The organism is Hydrogenophaga sp., from assembly GCF_022844385.1.
Lineage (GTDB): Bacteria > Pseudomonadota > Gammaproteobacteria > Burkholderiales > Burkholderiaceae_C > Hydrogenophaga.
Window position 1 is genome coordinate 1 of the sequence record NZ_JALHLX010000062.1, and the last position, 18,828, is coordinate 18,828.

20 protein-coding genes are annotated in these 18,828 nt (G+C 68.3%); 11 read left to right on the forward strand and 9 right to left on the reverse strand.

Annotation, left to right across the window (positions count from 1 at the left end):
- Positions 1 to 12: 12 nt before the first annotated feature.
- From Q0C59_RS19650 to Q0C59_RS11595, 3 genes are all read left to right on the forward strand, one after another.
- Entirely contained in the window at positions 13 to 99 is an 87-nt protein-coding gene (locus Q0C59_RS19650) for a hypothetical protein (protein WP_366518856.1), read from the forward strand.
- A 62-nt stretch (positions 100 to 161) separates the two neighbouring features.
- A complete protein-coding gene (locus tag Q0C59_RS11590; protein WP_291215501.1) occupies positions 162 to 1,079 on the forward strand; it encodes a PA2778 family cysteine peptidase in 918 nt (305 codons plus the stop codon).
- Entirely contained in the window at positions 1,079 to 1,711 is a 633-nt protein-coding gene (locus Q0C59_RS11595; protein WP_291215504.1) for an NAD-dependent epimerase/dehydratase family protein, read from the forward strand. Before Q0C59_RS11590 ends, Q0C59_RS11595 begins: the two co-directional genes overlap by 1 nt.
- Positions 1,712 to 1,715: 4 nt before the next feature.
- Here Q0C59_RS11595 and purM read toward each other — a convergent pair whose 3' ends face one another.
- Positions 1,716 to 2,753 (reverse strand): phosphoribosylformylglycinamidine cyclo-ligase, encoded by a 1,038-nt coding sequence (purM, locus tag Q0C59_RS11600; protein ID WP_291215506.1) that lies wholly within the window; start codon positions 2,751 to 2,753, stop codon positions 1,716 to 1,718.
- A 162-nt stretch (positions 2,754 to 2,915) separates the two neighbouring features.
- On the opposite strand from purM, the gene Q0C59_RS11605 reads away from it, so the two are divergent.
- Genes Q0C59_RS11605 through folK form a run of 5 tightly spaced genes read left to right on the forward strand, consistent with a single transcriptional unit; the run spans position 2,916 to position 7,516 of the window.
- Positions 2,916 to 4,013, forward strand: a complete 1,098-nt coding sequence (locus tag Q0C59_RS11605; RefSeq protein ID WP_291215509.1) for an AI-2E family transporter — start codon at positions 2,916 to 2,918, stop codon at positions 4,011 to 4,013.
- A gap of 11 nt (positions 4,014 to 4,024) precedes the next feature.
- Positions 4,025 to 4,711, forward strand: a complete 687-nt coding sequence (gene hda / locus Q0C59_RS11610) for a DnaA regulatory inactivator Hda (RefSeq protein WP_291215546.1) — start codon at positions 4,025 to 4,027, stop codon at positions 4,709 to 4,711.
- A complete protein-coding gene (locus Q0C59_RS11615; protein ID WP_291215512.1) occupies positions 4,708 to 5,376 on the forward strand; it encodes an HAD family phosphatase in 669 nt (222 codons plus the stop codon). The genes hda and Q0C59_RS11615 overlap by 4 nt, the downstream gene beginning before the upstream one ends.
- Entirely contained in the window at positions 5,373 to 7,037 is a 1,665-nt protein-coding gene (pcnB, locus tag Q0C59_RS11620) for a polynucleotide adenylyltransferase PcnB (protein ID WP_291215515.1), read from the forward strand. The genes Q0C59_RS11615 and pcnB overlap by 4 nt, the downstream gene beginning before the upstream one ends.
- A 5-nt stretch (positions 7,038 to 7,042) precedes the next feature.
- Positions 7,043 to 7,516 carry a 2-amino-4-hydroxy-6-hydroxymethyldihydropteridine diphosphokinase gene (folK, locus tag Q0C59_RS11625; RefSeq protein WP_291215549.1) on the forward strand — a complete coding sequence of 158 codons (474 nt, stop codon included), beginning with the start codon at positions 7,043 to 7,045 and terminating at the stop codon, positions 7,514 to 7,516.
- Here folK and pdxH read toward each other — a convergent pair.
- Together pdxH and Q0C59_RS11635 are read right to left on the reverse strand one after the other, a co-directional pair.
- The gene (pdxH, locus tag Q0C59_RS11630) at positions 7,513 to 8,148 is read right to left on the reverse strand and encodes a pyridoxamine 5'-phosphate oxidase (protein ID WP_291215518.1); all 636 of its coding nucleotides are present in this window, start codon (positions 8,146 to 8,148) and stop codon (positions 7,513 to 7,515) included. The two genes, folK and pdxH, sit on opposite strands and share 4 nt — an antisense overlap.
- A gap of 44 nt (positions 8,149 to 8,192) precedes the next feature.
- Complete coding sequence (locus Q0C59_RS11635; protein ID WP_370654229.1) at positions 8,193 to 8,807, reverse strand: gamma-glutamylcyclotransferase; 615 nt, start codon at positions 8,805 to 8,807, stop codon at positions 8,193 to 8,195.
- Between the two features lie 138 nt (positions 8,808 to 8,945).
- Here Q0C59_RS11635 and Q0C59_RS11640 point away from each other — a divergent pair, with 138 nt between their 5' ends.
- Positions 8,946 to 9,455, forward strand: coding sequence for an OmpA family protein (locus tag Q0C59_RS11640; RefSeq protein ID WP_291215521.1), 510 nt, complete (start codon positions 8,946 to 8,948; stop codon positions 9,453 to 9,455).
- A 56-nt stretch (positions 9,456 to 9,511) separates the two neighbouring features.
- Here Q0C59_RS11640 and Q0C59_RS11645 read toward each other — a convergent pair whose 3' ends face one another.
- The gene (locus Q0C59_RS11645; RefSeq protein ID WP_291215524.1) at positions 9,512 to 10,054 is read right to left on the reverse strand and encodes a PaaI family thioesterase; all 543 of its coding nucleotides are present in this window, start codon (positions 10,052 to 10,054) and stop codon (positions 9,512 to 9,514) included.
- 50 nt (positions 10,055 to 10,104) lie between these two features.
- Between Q0C59_RS11645 and Q0C59_RS11650 the strand changes: the two genes are divergently transcribed.
- The gene (locus Q0C59_RS11650) at positions 10,105 to 10,581 is read left to right on the forward strand and encodes a MarR family winged helix-turn-helix transcriptional regulator (protein ID WP_291215527.1); all 477 of its coding nucleotides are present in this window, start codon (positions 10,105 to 10,107) and stop codon (positions 10,579 to 10,581) included.
- Positions 10,571 to 11,794, forward strand: a complete 1,224-nt coding sequence (locus tag Q0C59_RS11655) for an MFS transporter (RefSeq protein WP_291215529.1) — start codon at positions 10,571 to 10,573, stop codon at positions 11,792 to 11,794. Before Q0C59_RS11650 ends, Q0C59_RS11655 begins: the two co-directional genes overlap by 11 nt.
- Here Q0C59_RS11655 and Q0C59_RS11660 read toward each other — a convergent pair.
- From Q0C59_RS11660 to Q0C59_RS11680, 5 genes are all read right to left on the reverse strand, one after another.
- A complete protein-coding gene (locus Q0C59_RS11660; RefSeq protein WP_291215531.1) occupies positions 11,742 to 13,190 on the reverse strand; it encodes an efflux transporter outer membrane subunit in 1,449 nt (482 codons plus the stop codon). The genes Q0C59_RS11655 and Q0C59_RS11660 overlap by 53 nt on opposite strands.
- A complete protein-coding gene (locus Q0C59_RS11665) occupies positions 13,187 to 16,306 on the reverse strand; it encodes an efflux RND transporter permease subunit (protein ID WP_291215534.1) in 3,120 nt (1,039 codons plus the stop codon). Before Q0C59_RS11665 ends, Q0C59_RS11660 begins: the two co-directional genes overlap by 4 nt.
- Complete coding sequence (locus Q0C59_RS11670; RefSeq protein ID WP_291215537.1) at positions 16,303 to 17,355, reverse strand: efflux RND transporter periplasmic adaptor subunit; 1,053 nt, start codon at positions 17,353 to 17,355, stop codon at positions 16,303 to 16,305. The genes Q0C59_RS11665 and Q0C59_RS11670 overlap by 4 nt, the downstream gene beginning before the upstream one ends.
- Positions 17,356 to 17,492: 137 nt before the next feature.
- Entirely contained in the window at positions 17,493 to 18,281 is a 789-nt protein-coding gene (locus Q0C59_RS11675) for an SDR family NAD(P)-dependent oxidoreductase (protein WP_291215540.1), read from the reverse strand.
- 23 nt (positions 18,282 to 18,304) lie between these two features.
- Entirely contained in the window at positions 18,305 to 18,649 is a 345-nt protein-coding gene (locus Q0C59_RS11680) for an ankyrin repeat domain-containing protein (RefSeq protein ID WP_291215543.1), read from the reverse strand.
- Positions 18,650 to 18,828: the final 179 nt, after the last annotated feature.

Genomic DNA, 18,828 nt, shown 5'->3' on the forward strand with positions numbered 1-18,828 from the left:
GGTGTGATCGGCGTGCTGTTCACCGTGTTCCTGGTGCTGCTGGTCACCGACATCCTGGGCCTGACCTCGGTGTTCCCGTTCACCCGCAGCGTTCGATGAAGTCCTGGCGACTTCGCTGTTCGACCCCCGCCCTGGCGGGGGTTGTTCTTTGTGGGTTGCTCTTGACCGGTTGTGCCACGCCGCCGCAGTCGGCCGCGCTGCAGCGCACCTGGCCGGCGCAATTGCCGCAGCAAGTGCTGCTGGATCAAGTTCCGTTTCATCCGCAGGAGGACCTGTTGTGTGGTCCAGCCACGCTGGCCATGGTGGCGCAGGCCGCTGGCTCCAGCGTCACGCCCGAACAGCTCACGCCGCAGGTGTACCTGCCGGGGCGTCAGGGCGCACTGCAAACCGAGATGCTGGCCGCCACGCGCCGCCAGGGCCTGGTGGCTTACCCGCTGGCGCCCGAACTGCAGACCGTGTTGACCGAGGTCGCCAGTGGCCATCCGGTGCTGGTGCTGCAGAACCTTTCCCTGCCTTTTTCGCCCATGTGGCACTACGCGGTGGTGGTCGGTTACGACCGCACGAAGCAGCAGATGGTTCTCCACTCGGGGACATCCGAGCGGCTGGTGATGCCCATGAGCACGTTTGAGAACACCTGGGCGCGTTCATCCCACTGGGCGATGCGTGCCAGCCGCCCCGACCAGTTGCCCGTGACTGCGCAGCCCGATGATTGGGCCGTGGCGGTGTCGGCGCTGGAGCGGTCCAGCCCGCAGGCGGCCCGAACGGCCTACGCCACCGGGCTGCAGACATGGCCGCAGCACCGCATCAGCCTGCTGGGTCTGGGCAACACCGCTTACGCGCTCGGCCAACGCGAAGAGTCGGCACAAGCCTTTGAGGCCACGACGCGCGCGCATCCCGATTTCGCCGACGCCTGGAACAACCTGGCGCAGGTGCGGCTGGAGCTGGGTCAACTCCCCGCTGCCCAACAGGCAGCCCGGCAGGCGGTGGCGCTGGGTGGTGTGCGACTCTCGAACTACCAGACCTTGTTGAACACCATCGAGAGCAAACTGGCCGCTTCACCAACTTCAGGGCCCCGCTGATGAAACAACTTTTGCTGGTGGGCGCCACCGGGCTGGTCGGGGGGCATGTGCTGCAGCAGGCGTTGGCCGACCCGGCGGTGGTCCGTGTGATCGCCCCCACACGCCGCTCATTGGTGCCGCATCCCAAGCTGCTCAACCCCTTGGTTGACTTCGAACGCTTGCCCGAGGACGCCGACTGGTGGGCGGTGGACGCGGTCATCTGCACGCTGGGCACCACCATCCGGGTGGCGGGCTCCCAGGCCGCGTTCTACAAGGTGGACCACGACCACCCGCTGGCCGTGGCGCACCTGGCGCGGCGGCACGGCGCGCAGGCCTTTGCCTTCAACTCGGCGTTGGGTGCCGATGTGGGATCGCGTGTGTTCTATTCGCGCACCAAGGGCGAGACCGAACGCGACCTGCAGGCGGTGGGTTACCCCTCGTTGACCTTTGTGCGCCCGGGTCTGATCGGCGGACACCGCGATCAGAGCCGTCCAGCCGAGCAGCTGGCGGTGAAGGTGTCAGGCTGGGCAGGGCCGCTGTTGCCGCGGCGCTACCGCGTGGTACCGGCCGAGCGCATCGCACACCACCTGCTGCAGGCCGCCATGGTGGCCGCACCCGGGGTGCACGTATTGCCGTCGGAAGCCCTGCTGTAGGGCCTCAGGCGACGACCACAGCCGCGCCATCGCCGCGCGGCGCGATGTGACCGATGTCGAACACGGTTTCACCCAGATCACGCAGCGTGGCGGCGCAGGCCGCAGCTTCCGCAGCGTCGATCACCACCACCATGCCGATACCGTTGTTGAAAGTGCGGTTCATCTCGATGTCGTCGATGCCGGCGGTCTTCTGCAGCCAGGCGAACAGCTCGGTTTGTGGCCAGCTGCCCTTGACCAGGTGCGCCGCCGTGCCGTCGGGCAGCACCCGCGGGATGTTTTCCAGCAGGCCGCCGCCGGTGATGTGGGCCAGGGCCTTGATGGGGTGGGCGGCGAGCGCGGCCAGCACGTTCTTCACGTAAAGGCGGGTCGGCTTCATGATGGCTTGCTTGAACGGCAGGCCATCCAGCGTGGCGGGCAGATCGGCGCCCGCGCGCTCGATGCACTTGCGCACCAGCGAGAAGCCGTTGGAGTGCACACCGTGCGAGGCCAGGCCGAGCACCACGTCGCCCGGCTTGACGCTCTGGCCGGTGAGGATCTTGGATTTTTCGACCGCACCGACGCAGAAGCCGGCCAGGTCGTATTCGCCCGCCGGATACATGCCCGGCATCTCGGCGGTTTCGCCACCGATGAGGGCGCAGCCGCTGAGCTCGCAGCCCTGGGCAATGCCGCCCACCACGGCCGCCGCCGTGTCCACGTCGAGCTTGCCACAGGCGAAGTAGTCCAGGAAAAACAGCGGCTCGGCACCCTGCACCAGCACGTCGTTCACGCTCATGCCCACCAGGTCGATGCCCACGGTGTCGTGCATGTTCCACTCAAACGCCAGCTTGAGCTTGGTGCCCACGCCGTCGGTGCCGCTCACCAGCACCGGCTCCTTGTAGCGCTTGGGCACTTCGAACAGCGCGCCAAAACCGCCGATGCCGGCCAGCACGCCTTCACGCATGGTCTTTTTGGCCAGCGGCTTGATGCGCTCGACGAGCGCGTCGCCCGCATCGATGTCAACGCCGGCGTCTTTGTACGAGAGGGGGGTGGTGGAAGAGGTCATGAGAATGCTGGCCCGGAGGTGGTGGGGAGGGGTGGGCGGCGCGGTCGTTGGAGCGGGACGCTGGGCGGGTAGGGGGCTTTCGGGTACCCTGAGAGTGGCCCGATAGAATTTGCCCCAGATTTTAAGGGGTCGCCCTCGCGGCCTCATCGACCCTCGCGCTCCATGCCACTGACCTCCAACCAGATCCGCGCCTTGCTCTGGGCCCTGATCGCTGTGGTGAGTGCTTTGCTGCTCTCCCTGCTGGCACCGGTGCTCATGCCTTTTTTGCTGGCCGCTGTGCTCGCGTACGCGCTGCACCCGCTGGTGGAGCGGCTGCACGCCCGGCGTGTGCCGCGCTGGCTCGGCGCCGGCCTGGCCATTGCGCTGCTCATGCTGGTGCTGCTCGCCGTGATGCTGCTCATCGTGCCGGTGATCACCAAGCAGGTGCCGCTGTTGCGCGACCAGGTGCCGCTGCTGCTGGTTCGCCTGAACGAGGCGCTGTTGCCCCTGGCCACCCGTTTCGGTGTCAACCTGCAGGTGGACGTGAGCCAGGTGCGCGAGTGGCTGCGCACCCTGATCACCGGCAACGAAAGCGAGCTGATCAACGGCCTGCTGTCGTCGCTGCGCATCGGCGGCAGCGCGCTGGCTGCGGTGGTCGGCAACCTGTTCCTCATGCCCATCGTGGCGTATTACTTGCTGCTGGACTGGGCCAACCTGATCACACGGGCCAAGAACCTGATCCCACCGCGCTGGCGCGAGAGCGTGCAAAGTTTCCTGAACGAAACCGACGAGGTGCTGGGCCAGTACTTGCGTGGGCAGTTGCTGGTCATGGCGGTGCTGGCTGTCCTCTACACCGTGGCACTCGCGCTCGTGGGCCTGGATCTGGCGCTGCCGATCGGCGTGTTCACCGGCCTCGCGGTGTTTGTGCCCTACCTGGGCTTTGGTCTGGGCATGGTGATGGCGCTGTTTGCGGCCCTGCTGCAGTTCCAGAGTGTGCTCGGCGTGGCCCTGGTGGGCGGCATCTACATGCTCGGCCAGGTGGTCGAGAGTCTTTACCTCACGCCGCGCCTGCTCGGTGAGCGCATCGGCCTGCACCCGATTGCCGTCATCTTTGCGCTGCTGGCCTTTGGTCATCTGTTTGGATTCGTGGGCGTGCTCATTGCCTTGCCGGCGAGCGCCGTCTTGCTGGTGGCCATCCGGCGCGCCAAGAGAGGCTATCTGGCGAGCGAGATGTACCAGGGTGATGTGCCTCGCGCACGGACCACCGGAGCCGACGAATGAGCACCGGCCCGATGAAACAGATGGCCCTGGACATTGGTCTGGCGCCCGTGCCCACCCTCACCAACTTCGTGCCTGCGGGCAACGAAGCGGCGCTGGAGCACCTCAAGCTCTGGACCCACAACCCCTTGCGTTCGCCCGTGCCCACGTTTGTCTGGGGCGAAAGCGGCAGCGGCAAGACGCACCTGTTGCGCGCGGTGCGCGAAAGCCTGCGCGAGCACGGCAGCCGCGTGGGCTGGATCGATGTGGACACGCTGGACCCGCCCGAGTACGACGAACACTGGGACGCGGTGCTGCTCGACGACTGCCACCTCTACACCGCTACCCAGCAGGCGGCGGCCTTCAACTGGTTTGTGAACGCGCAGAACCCGGCGCACGGCCCGGCGCGCTGGGTGCTGGCCGCCGCCAACTGCCCGCCGGCCGATCTGCGTCTGCGCGAAGACCTGCGCACCCGCCTGGGCTGGGGCCACGTGTTCCAGCTGCATGCGCTGGGTGAAACGGAACGCCGTGGCGTGCTGCGCCGCGCCGCCGACGATCGTGGTGTCTTCCTCAGCGACGAGGTGATGGACTTCATGCTGCGGCGCTTCTCGCGCGACCTTTCCAGCCTCATGCTGCTGCTGGACCAGCTCGACACCTACGCCCTGCGTACCCAGCGCGCCATCACCATCCCCTTGATCAAATCCATGCTGGAAGACGAATGAGACTGGCGCTTTTTGACCTCGACCACACCCTGATCCCGTTCGATTCCGACTACGCCTGGGGCGAATTCACCGTGAAGCTGGGCTGGCGCGATGGCGACAGCTTCTCCAAGGCCAACGACGGCTTCTACGCCGACTACAAGGCCGGCACGCTGGACATCCACCGGTACGTGCGCTTTGCCATCGAAGCGGTGCGCGAGCGCGGCTTGAAAACCGCGCAGGAGGCCCACGCGCGCTTCATGGCCGAGGTGGTGCTGCCTTCGCTCAAGGACAGTGCGCTGTCGCTGGTGCGTGCCCACCAGGCCGCGGGCGACACGGTTGTGATCGTCACCGCCACCAACGAATTCGTCACCCGTCCGATCGCGCAAGCCTTCGGTGTGGATGAGCTGATCGCCATCGATCTGGCCACCGATGAAAACGGTGAACCCACGGGCGAGATCCGGGGCACGCCGTCGTTCCGCGAGGGCAAGGTCGCCCGTGTGGAACAATGGCTGGCCGCGCGTGGCCTGGAATGGGCCGGCGTGCAGCACAGCACCTTCTACAGCGACTCCATGAACGACATGCCGCTGCTGGAAAAAGTGCACGAGCCCGTGGCCACCAACCCGGACGCCCGGCTCCAAGCCATCGCCCTCGACCGGGGCTGGCGCATATTGAACCTATTCGAATGATCAAGAAATTCATTGACAGGCTGCTCGGCAAATCGCCGGCGGCCCCTGCGCGCCGCGCCAGCCCCTTCGGAAAACGCGAAGATGTGCCGGTCTCGGTGCACGGCATCGACATCAAGCTGGTGGACCAGCGCGCGCTCGACGTGGTGCACACCCTCAAGCAGGCGGGCTTTGACGCCTACATCGTGGGTGGCGCGGTGCGCGACCTGCTGCTGGGCCTGCGACCGAAAGACTTCGACGTGGCCACCAGCGCCACGCCCGAGCAGGTCAAGGGCCTGTTCCGCCGCGCCTTCATCATCGGCCGGCGTTTCCGCATCGTGCACGTGATCTATGGTCGGGGCCGCGAACACGAAATGATCGAGGTTTCGACCTTCCGCGCCTACCTCGACAGCGCCGACGCCGAGCAGGTGGCGGGCAACGAACGCACCAGCAAAGGTGAACTCGCCGGCATGAAACACGCGGTGGACGCCAGCGGTCGCGTGCTGCGCGACAACGTGTGGGGCCCCATCGAGCACGACGCCGCGCGCCGCGACTTCAGCATCAACGCCATGTACTACGACCCCGAGTCGCAGACCGTGGTCGATTTCCACCACGGCATTCGCGACGCGAAAAAGAAGACGCTGCGCATGATCGGCGACGCCACCACGCGTTACCGCGAAGACCCGGTGCGCATCATCCGTGCCGTGCGTTTTGCGGCCAAGCTCAGCGGTCTGGGTTTCACCTTCGACGCCAAGACGCTGGAGCCGCTGGCGTCCTCGCGCAAGCTGCTGCTGGACGTGCCGCAAAGCCGCCTGTTCGACGAAATGCTCAAGCTGCTGCAGACCGGCCACGCGCTGGCCAGCGTGGCGCAACTCAAGGCCGTGGGCCTGGACACCGGCATTTACCCGCTGCTCGACGTGGTGGTGCAGCGCGCCGACGACGATTTTGTGAAGCTCGCCCTGCAGGACACCGACCGCCGCGTGGGCGAAGGCAAACCGGTCGCGCCGAGCTTTCTGCTCGCCTGTGTGTTGTGGGCCGACGTGCGCAAGGGCTGGAGTCAGCGCCTCAATGCCCGCCCCGGTCAGCGCCCGCCGCCGCCGTTCGCGGCCCTGCAAGACGCAGTGGACGAAGCCTTCGACGCACGCATCGGCGATGTATCGGGCCGCGGCAAGCTCGGTGCGGACATGCGCGAGATCTGGATGATGCAGCCGCGTTTTGACAAGCGCGTGGGCACCTCGCCGTTCAGCCTGGTGGACCAGGCGCGCTTTCGCGCCGGCTTCGATTTCCTGCGCCTGCGCGCGCAGGTCGGCGAGGTGGAAGAAGAGCTGTCCCACTGGTGGGAAACCTTCAGCATGGCCAGTGACGACATGCGTGAGGACATGGTGGACGCGCAGCGCAAGGAAAACCTGGCCAAGCCCGGTGCCGGCAAGGCGCGGCGCGTGAAACGCAGCGACGACGACCACCCGGCCAATGCCGGTGCGCCGACCGAAGCACTGGCCCCTGACCCACGTTTTCGCGCGGCCGACGAGGGTGGCGAAGACCGGGACGAGGACGACAGCGGCGAAGCCGATGACGGCGCCGAGTCGACCGCGCCCACCGACGGCTCGGCCCCGGCCAAGAAGCGCCGCCGTCGCCGCCGCAAGCCCGGTGGCGCAGCCACCGGTGGTGAGCCGGGACCGGTTTGAACGCGTTGGCCGTGGACCGCGCTGAGGTCACGGCCTTTGTCGCGCTGGGTGCCAACCTCGGCCATGCCGCACAGGCCCTGCGCGATGCCCTGACGGCCTTGGGTGATACGCCGGGCGTCCGGCTAGTGCAGGCCTCCCGCCTGTACCGGACCGCACCGGTGCAATCCACCGGGCCCGACTACGTCAACGCGGTGGCCGAGGTCTCGACCACGCTCACCGCTCCCGCCTTGCTCGATGCCCTGCAGGCCATTGAAGACGGCGCCGGCCGGCAACGCCCCTACCGCAACGCGCCGCGCACACTCGATCTGGACTTGCTGCTCTACGGCAGCGCGCGCATCGATTCACCGCGCTTGACCGTGCCGCATCCGCGCATGGCGCAGCGCGCGTTCGTGCTGGTACCGCTGGCCGAGATCGCGCGGGCGCTGGTCAGCGCCGGGCAACTGGCCGCCGTGGCCGATCAGACCATCGAAAAAATCTAGGGCGCCAGCCGCTCGCGCAACCAACCACCGTCGGCCTGCGCGGTGTAACGCAGCCGGTCGTGCAGGCGGCTCTTTCGGCCCTGCCAGAACTCCCAGCGCTCGGGCTTGAGGCGGTAGCCACCCCAATGCGGCGGGCGGGGCGGTTGCAGCAGGAACTGCGCACCGTATCGGGCCGCGTTGGTCACCAGCACTGTGCGGCCTTCGATCACCTGGCTTTGCGGGCTGGCCCAGGCGCCGATGCGGCTGTCGAGTGGGCGGCTGTGGAAGTACTCGTCGCTCTCGGCATCGCTCACTTTTTCCACCACGCCTTCGATGCGCACCACACGCTCCAGCTCCACCCAGTGGAACTGGAGTGCGGCGAACGGGTTGCCAGCGAGCTCCTGGCCTTTGCGGCTGGCGTAGTTGGTGTACCAGACGATGCCGCGCTCGTCATAGCCCTTGATCAGCACCACGCGGGTGCTCGGGCGCAGGTCGGAGCCGACCGTGGCCACCGTCATGGCGTTGGGTTCGGGCACCTCGCTGCTGATGGCCTCTTCCAGCCACTTCGAGAATTGCAGCAGGGGGTTGGCGTTGGAGGCGGACTCGCTGAGTTCGGCCTTTTCGTAGCTCTTGCGCAGGTCGGCGATGTTCATGATTTCAGTATAGAAGCGGGGTTCAGACCCGGGCTTGCGGCAGGTCAATCCATGCCGTCGACCAGCGACAGCAGTTTGCCCAGGGCCCGGTCGTGGATACCGTGGTGCAGCAGGCCGTGGAAGGTCTGGCGCGCGTAGTCCAGGGTGGTGCCGTAGCGCCCGCACGATCGGCTGAAGATGTCGCGGTAACGTTCTTCGCTGAGCGTGCCGGTGTGGCTGGGGCTGCGGCGCGACAGCGTGAAGGCCAGCGCGTGCACCGGGCCCTGGTCGGTCTGGCAGGTCAGCCATTTGGGGTCGTACACCGGGTTGGGCATCTCGCGTGCCCACAGCAGCGGCATGAGGGATTCCACCTCGTCGTGCGGCACGCGCAGCGCCAGCCCCGTGCAGCTGCCCCCGGGCATGAGCGCAAACACCAGGCCGGGGCATTCGAAGGTGCCGCGGTTGACGCGGCTCCACATTTCCAGGCAGCGGTGGTGGCCGTGCACGCGCGCGAGGCGCTGCTCGGCTGCAGCGAACTCGGGGCGCCAGACCAGCGAGGCGTAGGCGAACACCCAGAGGTCGGGGCGAGGGCCAAGGGACCGCCACTGCGCCAGGGTGTCGGCCATCATCTGCGCGCCGTTGCGCTGGGCCGGGTCCCAAGTGGTGGGGCGCACGGTCATGGGGGGTGCAGAGGGTGGAGAGGAGGAGGGGGCCATTTACAATCCCGCAGCGCCCGATGGGCTGCGCCGCTGTGACAGGTCGGCGCGCTGCGCCCGGGAGGTCGACGAATTGACAACCATTTTCACGGAGTGTTTCCCATGTCTTCCCAAGATAACGAAGTTGAGTACCGTGTGGTCGCGGTGCTGCTGGTGGCGGTGATTGTGCTGGTGACCGGCTTCGCCGTGGGCCTGGGCATCCACAAATCCCGCGGTGGTGCTCCGTCCACCCAGATGGCAGCGCCTGCCGCCGCGCCAGCCCCGGTCACAGCGGCCAGCGATGACGCCAGCGTGGTGGTGGAAAACGGCGTTGTGAAGTTTTACTTTGCTTCGGGCAAGGCCGATCTGGCCTCTGGAGCGCTGGTGGCGCTGGGTGATGCGATCGCGGCGGCCAAGGCCGGCAAACAACTGGTGCTCTCGGGCTTTCACGACGCCACCGGTGACCCGGCCTTCAACGCCGAACTGGCCAGGCAGCGTGCGCTGGCCGTGCGCGACGCGCTGGTGGGTGCGGGCGTGGCCGAGACCAGCATGGAGCTGAAGAAGCCCGAGCAGACCACCGGCACCGGCAATGACGCCGAAGCGCGCCGTGTGGAAGTGATGATCGCCGGCTGAGTCAGCGCATCCTTCACGAAGACAGCCCGGTTCGCCGGGCTTTTTTGCGTCTGGCCTCAGCGCGCAGGCGCTTCGAACACCAGGCAGGTGGTGGTGGCGTGCGCGTAGAGCTTGCCGTCGGCGCCCACGATGCGGGCTTCGGCTGTGGCGAGCTGGCGCCCCGCGTGCAACACCGTGCCGATCGCGCGCAGTGGCCCGCTTTTGTGGGATGCGGCGCGCACGATGTTCACCCCCAGCTCGGCCGTGGTGTAGCCACGGCCCACCGGCAGCGTGGTGTGCACGGCGCAGCCCAGTGCCGAGTCGAGCAGGGTGGCGTACCAGCCACCGTGCACGCTGCCCAGCGGGTTGTAGTGCTTGAGCTGGGGCTGGCCCTGGAACACCGCGCGGCCTTCGCCCACCTCGACCAGCGCGAAGTCCATGGTGTCGGCGATGTGGGGGTAGGGCAGGAGGCCTTCGAGCATGGCCTGCATCTGTTGCAGCCCGTTCATGCCGGCCAGCTGCGCCGTATCAGCCAGGCCAGGGCCGGCGCCGCTGCGCAGGCGCGCCCGGGTTTCGTCGAAGTGGCGGGTCCAGTCGGCCTGGATCGCTTCAGCAGACATGTGCATTCCTTTTCTGTTGCAGATGCAATGATTGTAGATACAATCAAATCATGAGCACTGACACCTCCGCGTCACCGTCCCCCTTGGCCTTGACCCCGGTGGGCTGCACCAATTTCAAGCTGCGCCAGCTCACTCGGCGCGTGACCCAGCACTACGACCAGCACCTCGCGGGCTCGGGTTTGAAGATCACGCAGTACTCGCTGCTCGCGCACGTGGACAAGCTCGGCCCCGTAGCGCCTGGTGAACTGGCCCGTCGCATGGACATGGGCGCCTCCACCCTCACGCGCAACCTGCAACCGCTGGTGGCCGCAGGCTGGCTTGAGATGGGCGAGGGCGCCGACGCGCGCAGCCGCCTGGTGCACATCACCGAGGCAGGACGTGAGACACGGCGTCAGGCGCAGCGCCGCTGGAAGGCGGCGCAGCTCGCGCTCAACGACAAGCTCGGCGTGGCCACCGTGGCAGCGCTGCACGGTCTGCTGGACCAGGGACTCGCTGCATTCCATGAGGGGGACGACCATGAAGACTGATGTTCAAAAACACGCTGTCTGGTGGCTGGTGCTGCTGGCGGCCGCCGGCACCTTTGCGCTCACCATGGGCACGCGCCAGACCATGGGTTTTTTCCTTTCACCGCTGAACACTGCCACCGGTCTGGGCGTGGGCAGCATCAGCCTGGCGTTTGCGTTTGGCCAGCTCTGGTGGGGACTCACGCAGCCGTTCGCCGGCGCCGTGGCCGACCGCATCGGTGCCGGGCGTGTGTTGCTCGCCGGTGTGCTGCTGGTGGCGCTGGGCACGTACATCACGCCGCTCATGACCAGCACCTGGGGCCTGATCCTGGCCATCGGCGTGCTTTCGGCCGGTGGCGCCGGCATGGCCGGGCCGTCGGTGCTGATGGCCGCCACCGCGCGCCTCATGCCGGCCGAACGCAGGGGCATGGCCACCGGCATCGTGAACGCGGGTGGCTCGTTCGGCCAGTTCGTGATGGCACCGCTGGCCGCTGCGCTCACGTTGGGTCTGGGCTGGGCCGGTGCCCTGCAGGCGCTGGCGCTCATCGTGCTGCTGGCGCTGCCGGCGGCCTGGGTGCTGCGTGGGCCCGGTCCGGCGGCTGCCGCTGGTGCCGCTCCCGCGCCCGTGGCACTGCCGGCCGGTGAGGCGATCCGCAAGGCGCTGGCCAACCCGAGCTACCTGCTGCTGTCAGCCGGCTTCTTCGTCTGCGGTTTCCACGTGGCCTTTCTGGCCACACACCTGCCGGGTGTGGTGGCCGCATGTGGTCTGCCCGCGCCGGTGGGCGCCTGGGCGCTCGGCATCATTGGCCTCTTCAACATCATCGGCAGCCTGGCCATGGGCTGGGCCGTGGGCCGCTGGCGCATGAAGTCGCTGCTGTCGCTGGTGTACGCCACGCGCGCGGTGGCCGTGCTCATCTTCCTGCTCGCACCCAAGACCGAGGCGGTGATGCTCACCTTTGCCGCCGTCATGGGCCTGACGTTCCTGTCCACGGTGCCACCCACGGTGGGGCTGGTGGCCAAGTTTTTCGGTACCGGCAACATGGCCATGCTGTTCGGCCTGGTGATGCTGTCGCACCAGATCGGCGGATTCCTGGGCGCGTGGCTCGGTGGGCAGGTGTTCGAGGCCACCGGCAACTACAACTGGGTCTGGTACATCGACATCGTGCTCGCGGTGGGCGCGGCGCTCATCCACCTGCCGATCCGCGAAGCGGTGGTGGTGCGCCCGCGGTCGGCGTGAGCGTGTCCTGGGCTGGATCGATCAGCCCCATGGCCTCAAAACCCGCTATCGACTGACGCGCAGCGTCGGCCTGTGCGCGCAGCAGGTTGCGCCGTGTGTCCAGGGCGCTGCGCTGGGCTTCGATCACGTCCAGAAACCCGGTCAGGCCATTGGTGTAGAGCGTGCGGGCCTGGTCCACGGCAGAGAGGGCGGCGGTGTTGCCGCGCTCCAGTGCCCGGGTGCGCGTGGCTGTGCCTTCGGTGGCGACCAGCGCCGATTCGGCCTGTTGCAGCGCTTCGAGCAAGGTTCGGCGGTACACCTCGCCGGCCTCGGCCACGCGCGAGCGGGCTGCGTCCACGTTGGCGCTGCGCTCACCACCATCGAACAGTGCCACGTCGAGCACGGCGGCCAGGGTGGCGCTCACGATGTCGAGCACCCCCCCACCCAGGCCGGCCGAGGTGAGGGTGATCGCCCCGGGCAGTCGCAGGCGGGGGTAGAGGTCGGCACGGGCCACGCCCAGATCGGCCGCAGCCACCGCCAGGCCACGCTCGGCCGCCCGCAGGTCGGGGCGCAGGCGCAGCAGGTCGATCGGGCGCGCCACGGTGGCAGCGCCCTGCAACACCGGCAACTGAGCGACAGTTGCGCCCATGGGCTGCGGACGCTCACCGGCCAGCACCTGCAGCGCGGCCGCGGCCTGCCGCAAGCGCACGCGCGCATCGGCCGCCTCGGCCTCCAGGTTGGCCGCTTCGCTCTGTGCGCGGTCCAGGTCGAGCTTCGGTGCGATGCCGGCGTTCACCCGCACCTCCACCAGCCGCAAGACCTCGCGCTGCAAGCCCAGCCCGTCGGCGAGCAGCTGTTCGTCGAGCAACGCCTCTTGCCAGGCCACGTAGGCACGGGCGGTGAGGCCGGCGGTGGACAGGCGCGCGGCCTGCGCCAAGTCCTGGGTCTGCAGCAGCGAGGCGGCGGCCGACTGTTCGGCCTGGCGCAGACCGCCCCAAAGGTCGAGGTCCCAGTCCAGCGTGAGGGCGGCGCTGGGGTCGAGTCTGCGTTCGCCTGCGGCGCGGCGGCTGCGGGCTTCCACGCCCGCTTCGGCACCGATCAGCGGGCTGCGTCGGGCGCTGGCACCCCGCAGCAGGGCTTGCGCCTGCACGACCCTTTCACGTGCGATCGCGGTGTCGGGACTGTTGGCCAGCGCGCGCTCGACCCAGCGGGCCAGCGCCGGGTCGTTGAAACGGTTCCACCAGCGCAGGTCGGCTTCGGTGGGTGCGGTGGCGCCGGTGGGTGCGGCGGCAAAGGTGTCGGTGTCCGAGATGCCCAGCGTGGGGGCCTCGGGCGGGGTGTTGAGCAGCGTGGTGCTGCCGCAGCCGGCGAGGGCTGCTGCCATCGCCATGGCGCCCAGGCGGTGAACCACGCTCATGAGAATTCCTCGGTTTGTTGCGCAGCAGCCTGCTTCATCTCGGCCGCCAGGCGCTCGCCGTGGCTGGCGCGCGGTGGTGCAAAACGCGCCAGGCCCAGGTACACCACCGGTGTGAGGAACAAGGTGAAGACCGCAGCCAGCGACAAGCCGCCGAAGATCACCCAGCCGATGGATGCGCGCGATTCCGCACCCGGCCCGCTGCCCAGCACCAGCGGCAACGCACCCAGCACGGTGGAGGCCATGGTCATCATGATGGGGCGCAGGCGGGTCGATGCGGCCTCTTGCGCGGCTTCCAGCACGCTGCGCCCGGCATCGCGCAACTGGTCGGCAAACTCGACCATCAGGATGCTGTTCTTCGCCATCACGCCCACCAGCAGCAGCAGGCCGATCTGGCTGTAGATGTTGATCGAGGTGCCGCTCAAGGCCATGGCAAACACCGCAGCGGCCAGACCGAACGGCACGGTGATGATCACCACCGCTGCACTGGTGAGACCTTCGAACTGCGCCACCAGCACCAGGAACACCACCAGCAGCGCGATGGCGAAGGTGATGGCCACGTCGCGCCCGGTTTGTTCCAGCGTGGCGGCGTCGCCGCGAAACAGCAGGCCCATGCCGTCGGGCAATTCGGATTGTGCGAGTGTGCGCAGATCGTTCACCGCCTGTTGCAGCGGCACGCCGTCGGTGGTGATGGCGCTGAGCTGCACCGCGCGGCGTTGTCCCAGCCGTTCGAGCTCGGACGGAATGGCCGTTTCCTCAAAGCGCACGAACTGCGACAGCTGCACCAGCCGCTCGCCCTCGGGCGTGCTGGCGCGCACGCTGTAGCCCAGCAGGGCTTGCGGATCGGTGGCGCCGCGCGCGGTCGATTCGAGGATCACCGGCACGTTGCGGTCGTCCACCGTGAGGTCGGTGACCTCGGTGCCGTCGACCAGCGAGCGCAGCACCACGTCCAGCCCGTCCACCGACACGCCCAGCTGTGTGGCACGTTCGCGGTCGATGCGCAGCGTGATCTGCGGCTGCGAGGCGGTGTAGTTCACGCGCACGTCGCGCAGGCCTGGCAGGTCGCGTTCGATGGCGGTGGCGAAACCGTAGGCCGCATCCGCGATGCGCTTGTAGTCGTCGCCCGTCACCGCCATCTGCACGCTGCCGTCACCCCCACCCACACCCAGGCTGTTGCCGCCGCGAATGCGCACGCGCGCGCCGGGCAGGTCGTCCAGCAGGCGTTGCACGCGTGCGGTGAGCTGGGCTTGTGTCAGCTCACGCGCGCCCCAGTCGGCCAGCGGCGCAATGATCTGTGCGCGGTTCGGGTCATAGCGCCCGGTGATGGTGAAGATGTTCTCCACCAGGCCTTCGTCCTGCAGCGGCGTGACGGCGGCCAGGGCCGTTTCGAGCTGGCGGTCCATGTAGGTCAGGCCCACCCCATCGGGTCCGTCCAGGCTGATCGAGAGCACGCCGCGGTCTTCCACCGGCGTGAGTTCCTGGGTGAGTTGCGTGTAGCTCCACACCGCGGCGCCCGCGAGCAGCACGCACACGCCGGCCACCCACCAGGCCCGACGCAACGCGCCAGCCAGCCAACGTTCGTAGATGGTCACCGCGCGCGTTCCCCAGCCCGAGACCCGGCGCCACAGCGGGCCCGGCGCTCGTTCGTCGGGCAGGCGCGAGGCGATCATGGGGCCCAGCGAGAGCGCAACAAACGAGGAAATGGCCACCGAGATGGCCATGACGAATCCGAACTCGGCGAACAGACGACCGGCCGCCGACGGCAGAAAGGAGATCGGCAGGAACACCGCAACCAGCGTGGCTGTGGTGGCCACCACCGCAAAGAACACCTCGCGTGTGCCGAGCACGGCCGCCGCGCGCGGACCCAGCCCTTGGGCGCGTCGGCGCTGGATGTTCTCCAGCACCACGATGGCATCGTCCACCACCAGACCGGTGGCCAGCAGCAGCGCCAGCAAGGTGAGCAGGTTGATGGAGAAACCCAGCATCCAGATGGCCGCGAGCGTGCCGATGAGGGCAATGGGAATGGCCACCACCGGCACCATGGTGGCGCGCCACTGGCCCAGAAAGATGCCGACCACCGCCACCACGATGACCACCGCCATCAGCAGGCTGACCAACACCTCGCTGATGGCGCCGCTGATGAAGGTGGCGTCGTCCGAGACCACCGTGACCTGAAGGTCGCCACCCGCCTGGTTGATGCGCTCGACCACGGCACGCACGCCGCTTGAAATCTCCACGGAATTGGACTGCGCCTGGCGCACGATGCCCAGGCTCACGACCGGTGATCCATTGAGGCGGACGTAGGAGCTGGCGTCGGCCGGGCTGTAGTACACGTCGGCCACCGTGCCCAGGGCCAGGTCGGGGCGCACGCGCAGGGCGCGCATCTGCTCGGGGGTGGCCACCGAGGCGTTGGCGCGCACCAGCACTTCCTGGTTGGCCGACTCCAGGCTGCCGGCGGGCACGTCGACCCGTGCGCCCTGCAGCACCGTGGCAATGTCGTTCACCGACACGTTGTAGGTCGCGAGCTTGAGCGGATCGATGCGCACGCGCATGACCCGCTGACGGCTGCCGAACAGCGTGATGTCGGCCACACCCTCGACCGAGATCAATTCGGGCTCGATGCGCTCTTCCACCGCCCGCGCGAGTTCGTCCACCGCCAGCGTCTGGCTGGACACCGAGACCTGCATCACCGGTTCGGCGTCGGCGTCGGCCTTGACCACGGTGAGCCCTTCCACGCCTTCGGGGAGCGTTCTCTCGACCCGTGCGATGGCGTCGCGCACATCGTTGGCCGCGGTCACCAGATCCACGCCGGGGTTGAATTCGATGATGACGCGCAGGTTGCCTTCTTCGCTGGCCGAGCGCACGAGGTAGACACCGGGCACGCGCGCTGCCGCGCCTTCAAGCACGCGGGTGACCTCGGCATCCAGCGTCTCGGGCGCGGCGCCAGGCCAGTCGGCGCGCACCGCCACGATGGGGCGGTCGATGTTGGGCAGCTCGCGCACCTCCACGCCCAGCCAGGCGCCGACGCCGGCGATGACGATCAGCAGGTTGATGACGATCACCATCCACGGGCGGCGGATGGCCAGCGCCGGCAGGTCGTTGGCACGGTCGTCGATCATGGTGGGGTGCGCGCAGCGCCGCCGTTGCCGACCACGCGCACCGCGATGCCGGCGCGCAGGCGCTGCACGCCCTCGATCACCACCGATTCACCGGGTTTGAGCTCGCTGTCGAGCAGCACGCGTCCTTCCGCGCGGCGCACCGGTCGAGCCGGAACACGCTCCGCCTTGCCCTCGCGCACCGTCCACACAAAGGAGCCATCCCGGTCCCACTGCAAGGCCAGCTCGGGCACGCTCACGCGGGTCTGGCCCGACAGTGCGAGCTGGACCTGGAAGGACATGCCCGAGCGCAGCAAGTCGTCGGTGTTGGGCACGGCGGCGCGCATGCGCACATTGCGCGAGACCGGGTCGATGCGGCTGTCGATCTGCGCCACCGCACCCTTGAACTCGCGCCCGGGGTAAGCCGGGTTGGCGGCCGTGACGGCCTGACCCGGCTTCACGCGGGCAAGGTATGCCTCGGGGAGCTCGAAGTCGATGAACAGGACGCGGCGGTCGTCCAGTGTGGTCAATGCGGTTTCCGGGGTCACGCGGTCGCCGCGCTCCACCGTGGCCAGGCCCACAACGCCGGCAAATGGCGCCCGCACCACGCGGTCGGCTACGGCTTCGCGCGCCTGGGCCAGCTCGATCCCGGCTGCCCGCAAGGCAGCGCGCGCTTCGTCCACCACGCTTTCGGGCACCGCACCGGTGCCGCGCGTGCCCTCGTAGCGCGCGGCCAGCGCCTTGGCCGCATCCAGGCGGGCCGAGGCCAGGTCGGCGGCCAGGCGCTCGCTCCGGTCCTCCAGGCGCACCAACACCTGTCCGGCGCGCACCGCTTGACCCGGGCGGAAGCCGACCTCGGCCACTTCGCCTGCGACCGCCGAAAAGATCACCACCGCCTGGCGCGCCGAGCCGTTGCCGGGCATCGTCAGAGCCACGTTGTCGTTGGCTTGCGTGCTGGGTGCCACGATCACCGGCGGTGGCGGTGGCGGGGGTGTGGCCGGTGATTGGGCGAACGTGGTGCCGCAGACCAGCAGCAGTGTGGCCAGCGTGCTGGCAAAGAGTTGTTTCAGCAAGGTGTCGGCTTCGTGAAATAACAGCCGCATCGTGCGGACGAGGATCAGCGGCAGCGGCTTGTGCGCTGCGCTGACACTTTCGATGGAGGTGGTTGGCGCGGGCAGAGTTCCCGTGCTGTGTCAAAACGTTGGTGTGCTCACAGTGGCACGGTGTAGTTCAGCGTCATGCGCCCGCCATCGACCGTGACGATTTCGCCGGTGACGTAACTCGCCGCGTCGCTGGCCAGCCAGGCCACCACATCGGCAATCTCGTCGGGCTCGCCCAGGCGCCTCATCGGTGTGCGGCTGAGGATCTTGTTCCGGGCTTCGTCGCTGGTGAGCACTGCGCGGGCGGCGAGCTCGGTGGCGATGGTGCCCGGCGCCACGGCGTTCACACGGATGCCGTGTTCGGCCAGGGCCAGCGCCATCACGCGGGTGAGCTGGTTGATGCCGCCCTTGCTCACGTTGTAGCTGGCGATGCTGGGAATGGCGAGAACGCCGTTGACCGAACTCATGTTGACGATGGCGCCATCGCGCTGATCCGCCATCACACGCGCCACCGCCTGCCCCATCAGGAAGGAGCCTTTGAGGTTGACGCGCAGGACTTCGTCGAAGTCTTCTTCGCTGACCTCCAGGAAGTCGGCCGCCTTGAAGATGCCGGCGTTGTTCACGAGCACGTCGATGCGGCCGAAGGCGGCCACGGTCTTTTCCACCACCGCGTCCACGTCGAGCTTGTCGCCCACGTCGCAGTGCATGTAGGTCGCGCCGAGTTCTCGGGCGAGTGCGCCGCCAGGCGCATTGGCCACGTCGGCGATCACCAGCTTTGCGCCCTCGCGTGCGAAGCGGCGCACGCAGGCTTCGCCGATGCCTTGCGCACCGCCGGTGACGATGACGACACGGTCTTGATGACCGAAGTGAACGGAGGAAGAAGTGGTCGGTGTGTTCATGCGCGCATGGTAGCGGCAGGCATTCAGCGCGGGGCGTTGTTGTCGAGCAGAGGCAACAGCGCCATGTGGCCGGCCTCACGCGCCAGATCGGCCGCTCGAAGACCGTCGCGGTCGCTGCGCTGCGCGTCGGCGCCGGCGTCGAGCAGCAGTCGCACAAGGGCTGCGTCACCGCGCTGTGCGGCGCGCATGAGTGCGGTCCGGCCCTCCGCGTCGCTGCCGTTCACGTCGGCGCCCCGCGCGAGCGCATCGCTCGCCCCGTCGACTGCGCCACGTGTGGCTGCCGCCAGCAGGGCCGCCTCGGGCGAGGCTGCTGGCGCAGGTGTGGCGCGGCGCGAGGACAGGCTCGCAGGCCCCTCGTCGCGCTCCATCGCGCGGGCGCGCGGCGCCGCGGCCGGCGGAGCTGGTGCAGGTTCCGCTTTCGCAGACGGAGCGGCCTCGCGGGCTGCCGTGGACGGGTCGGCTGTGGCAGGTGCAGGTGCAGGTGCAGGTGCAGGTGCAGGTGCAGGTGCAGGTGCAGGTGCAGGTGCAGGTGCAGGTGCAGGTGCAG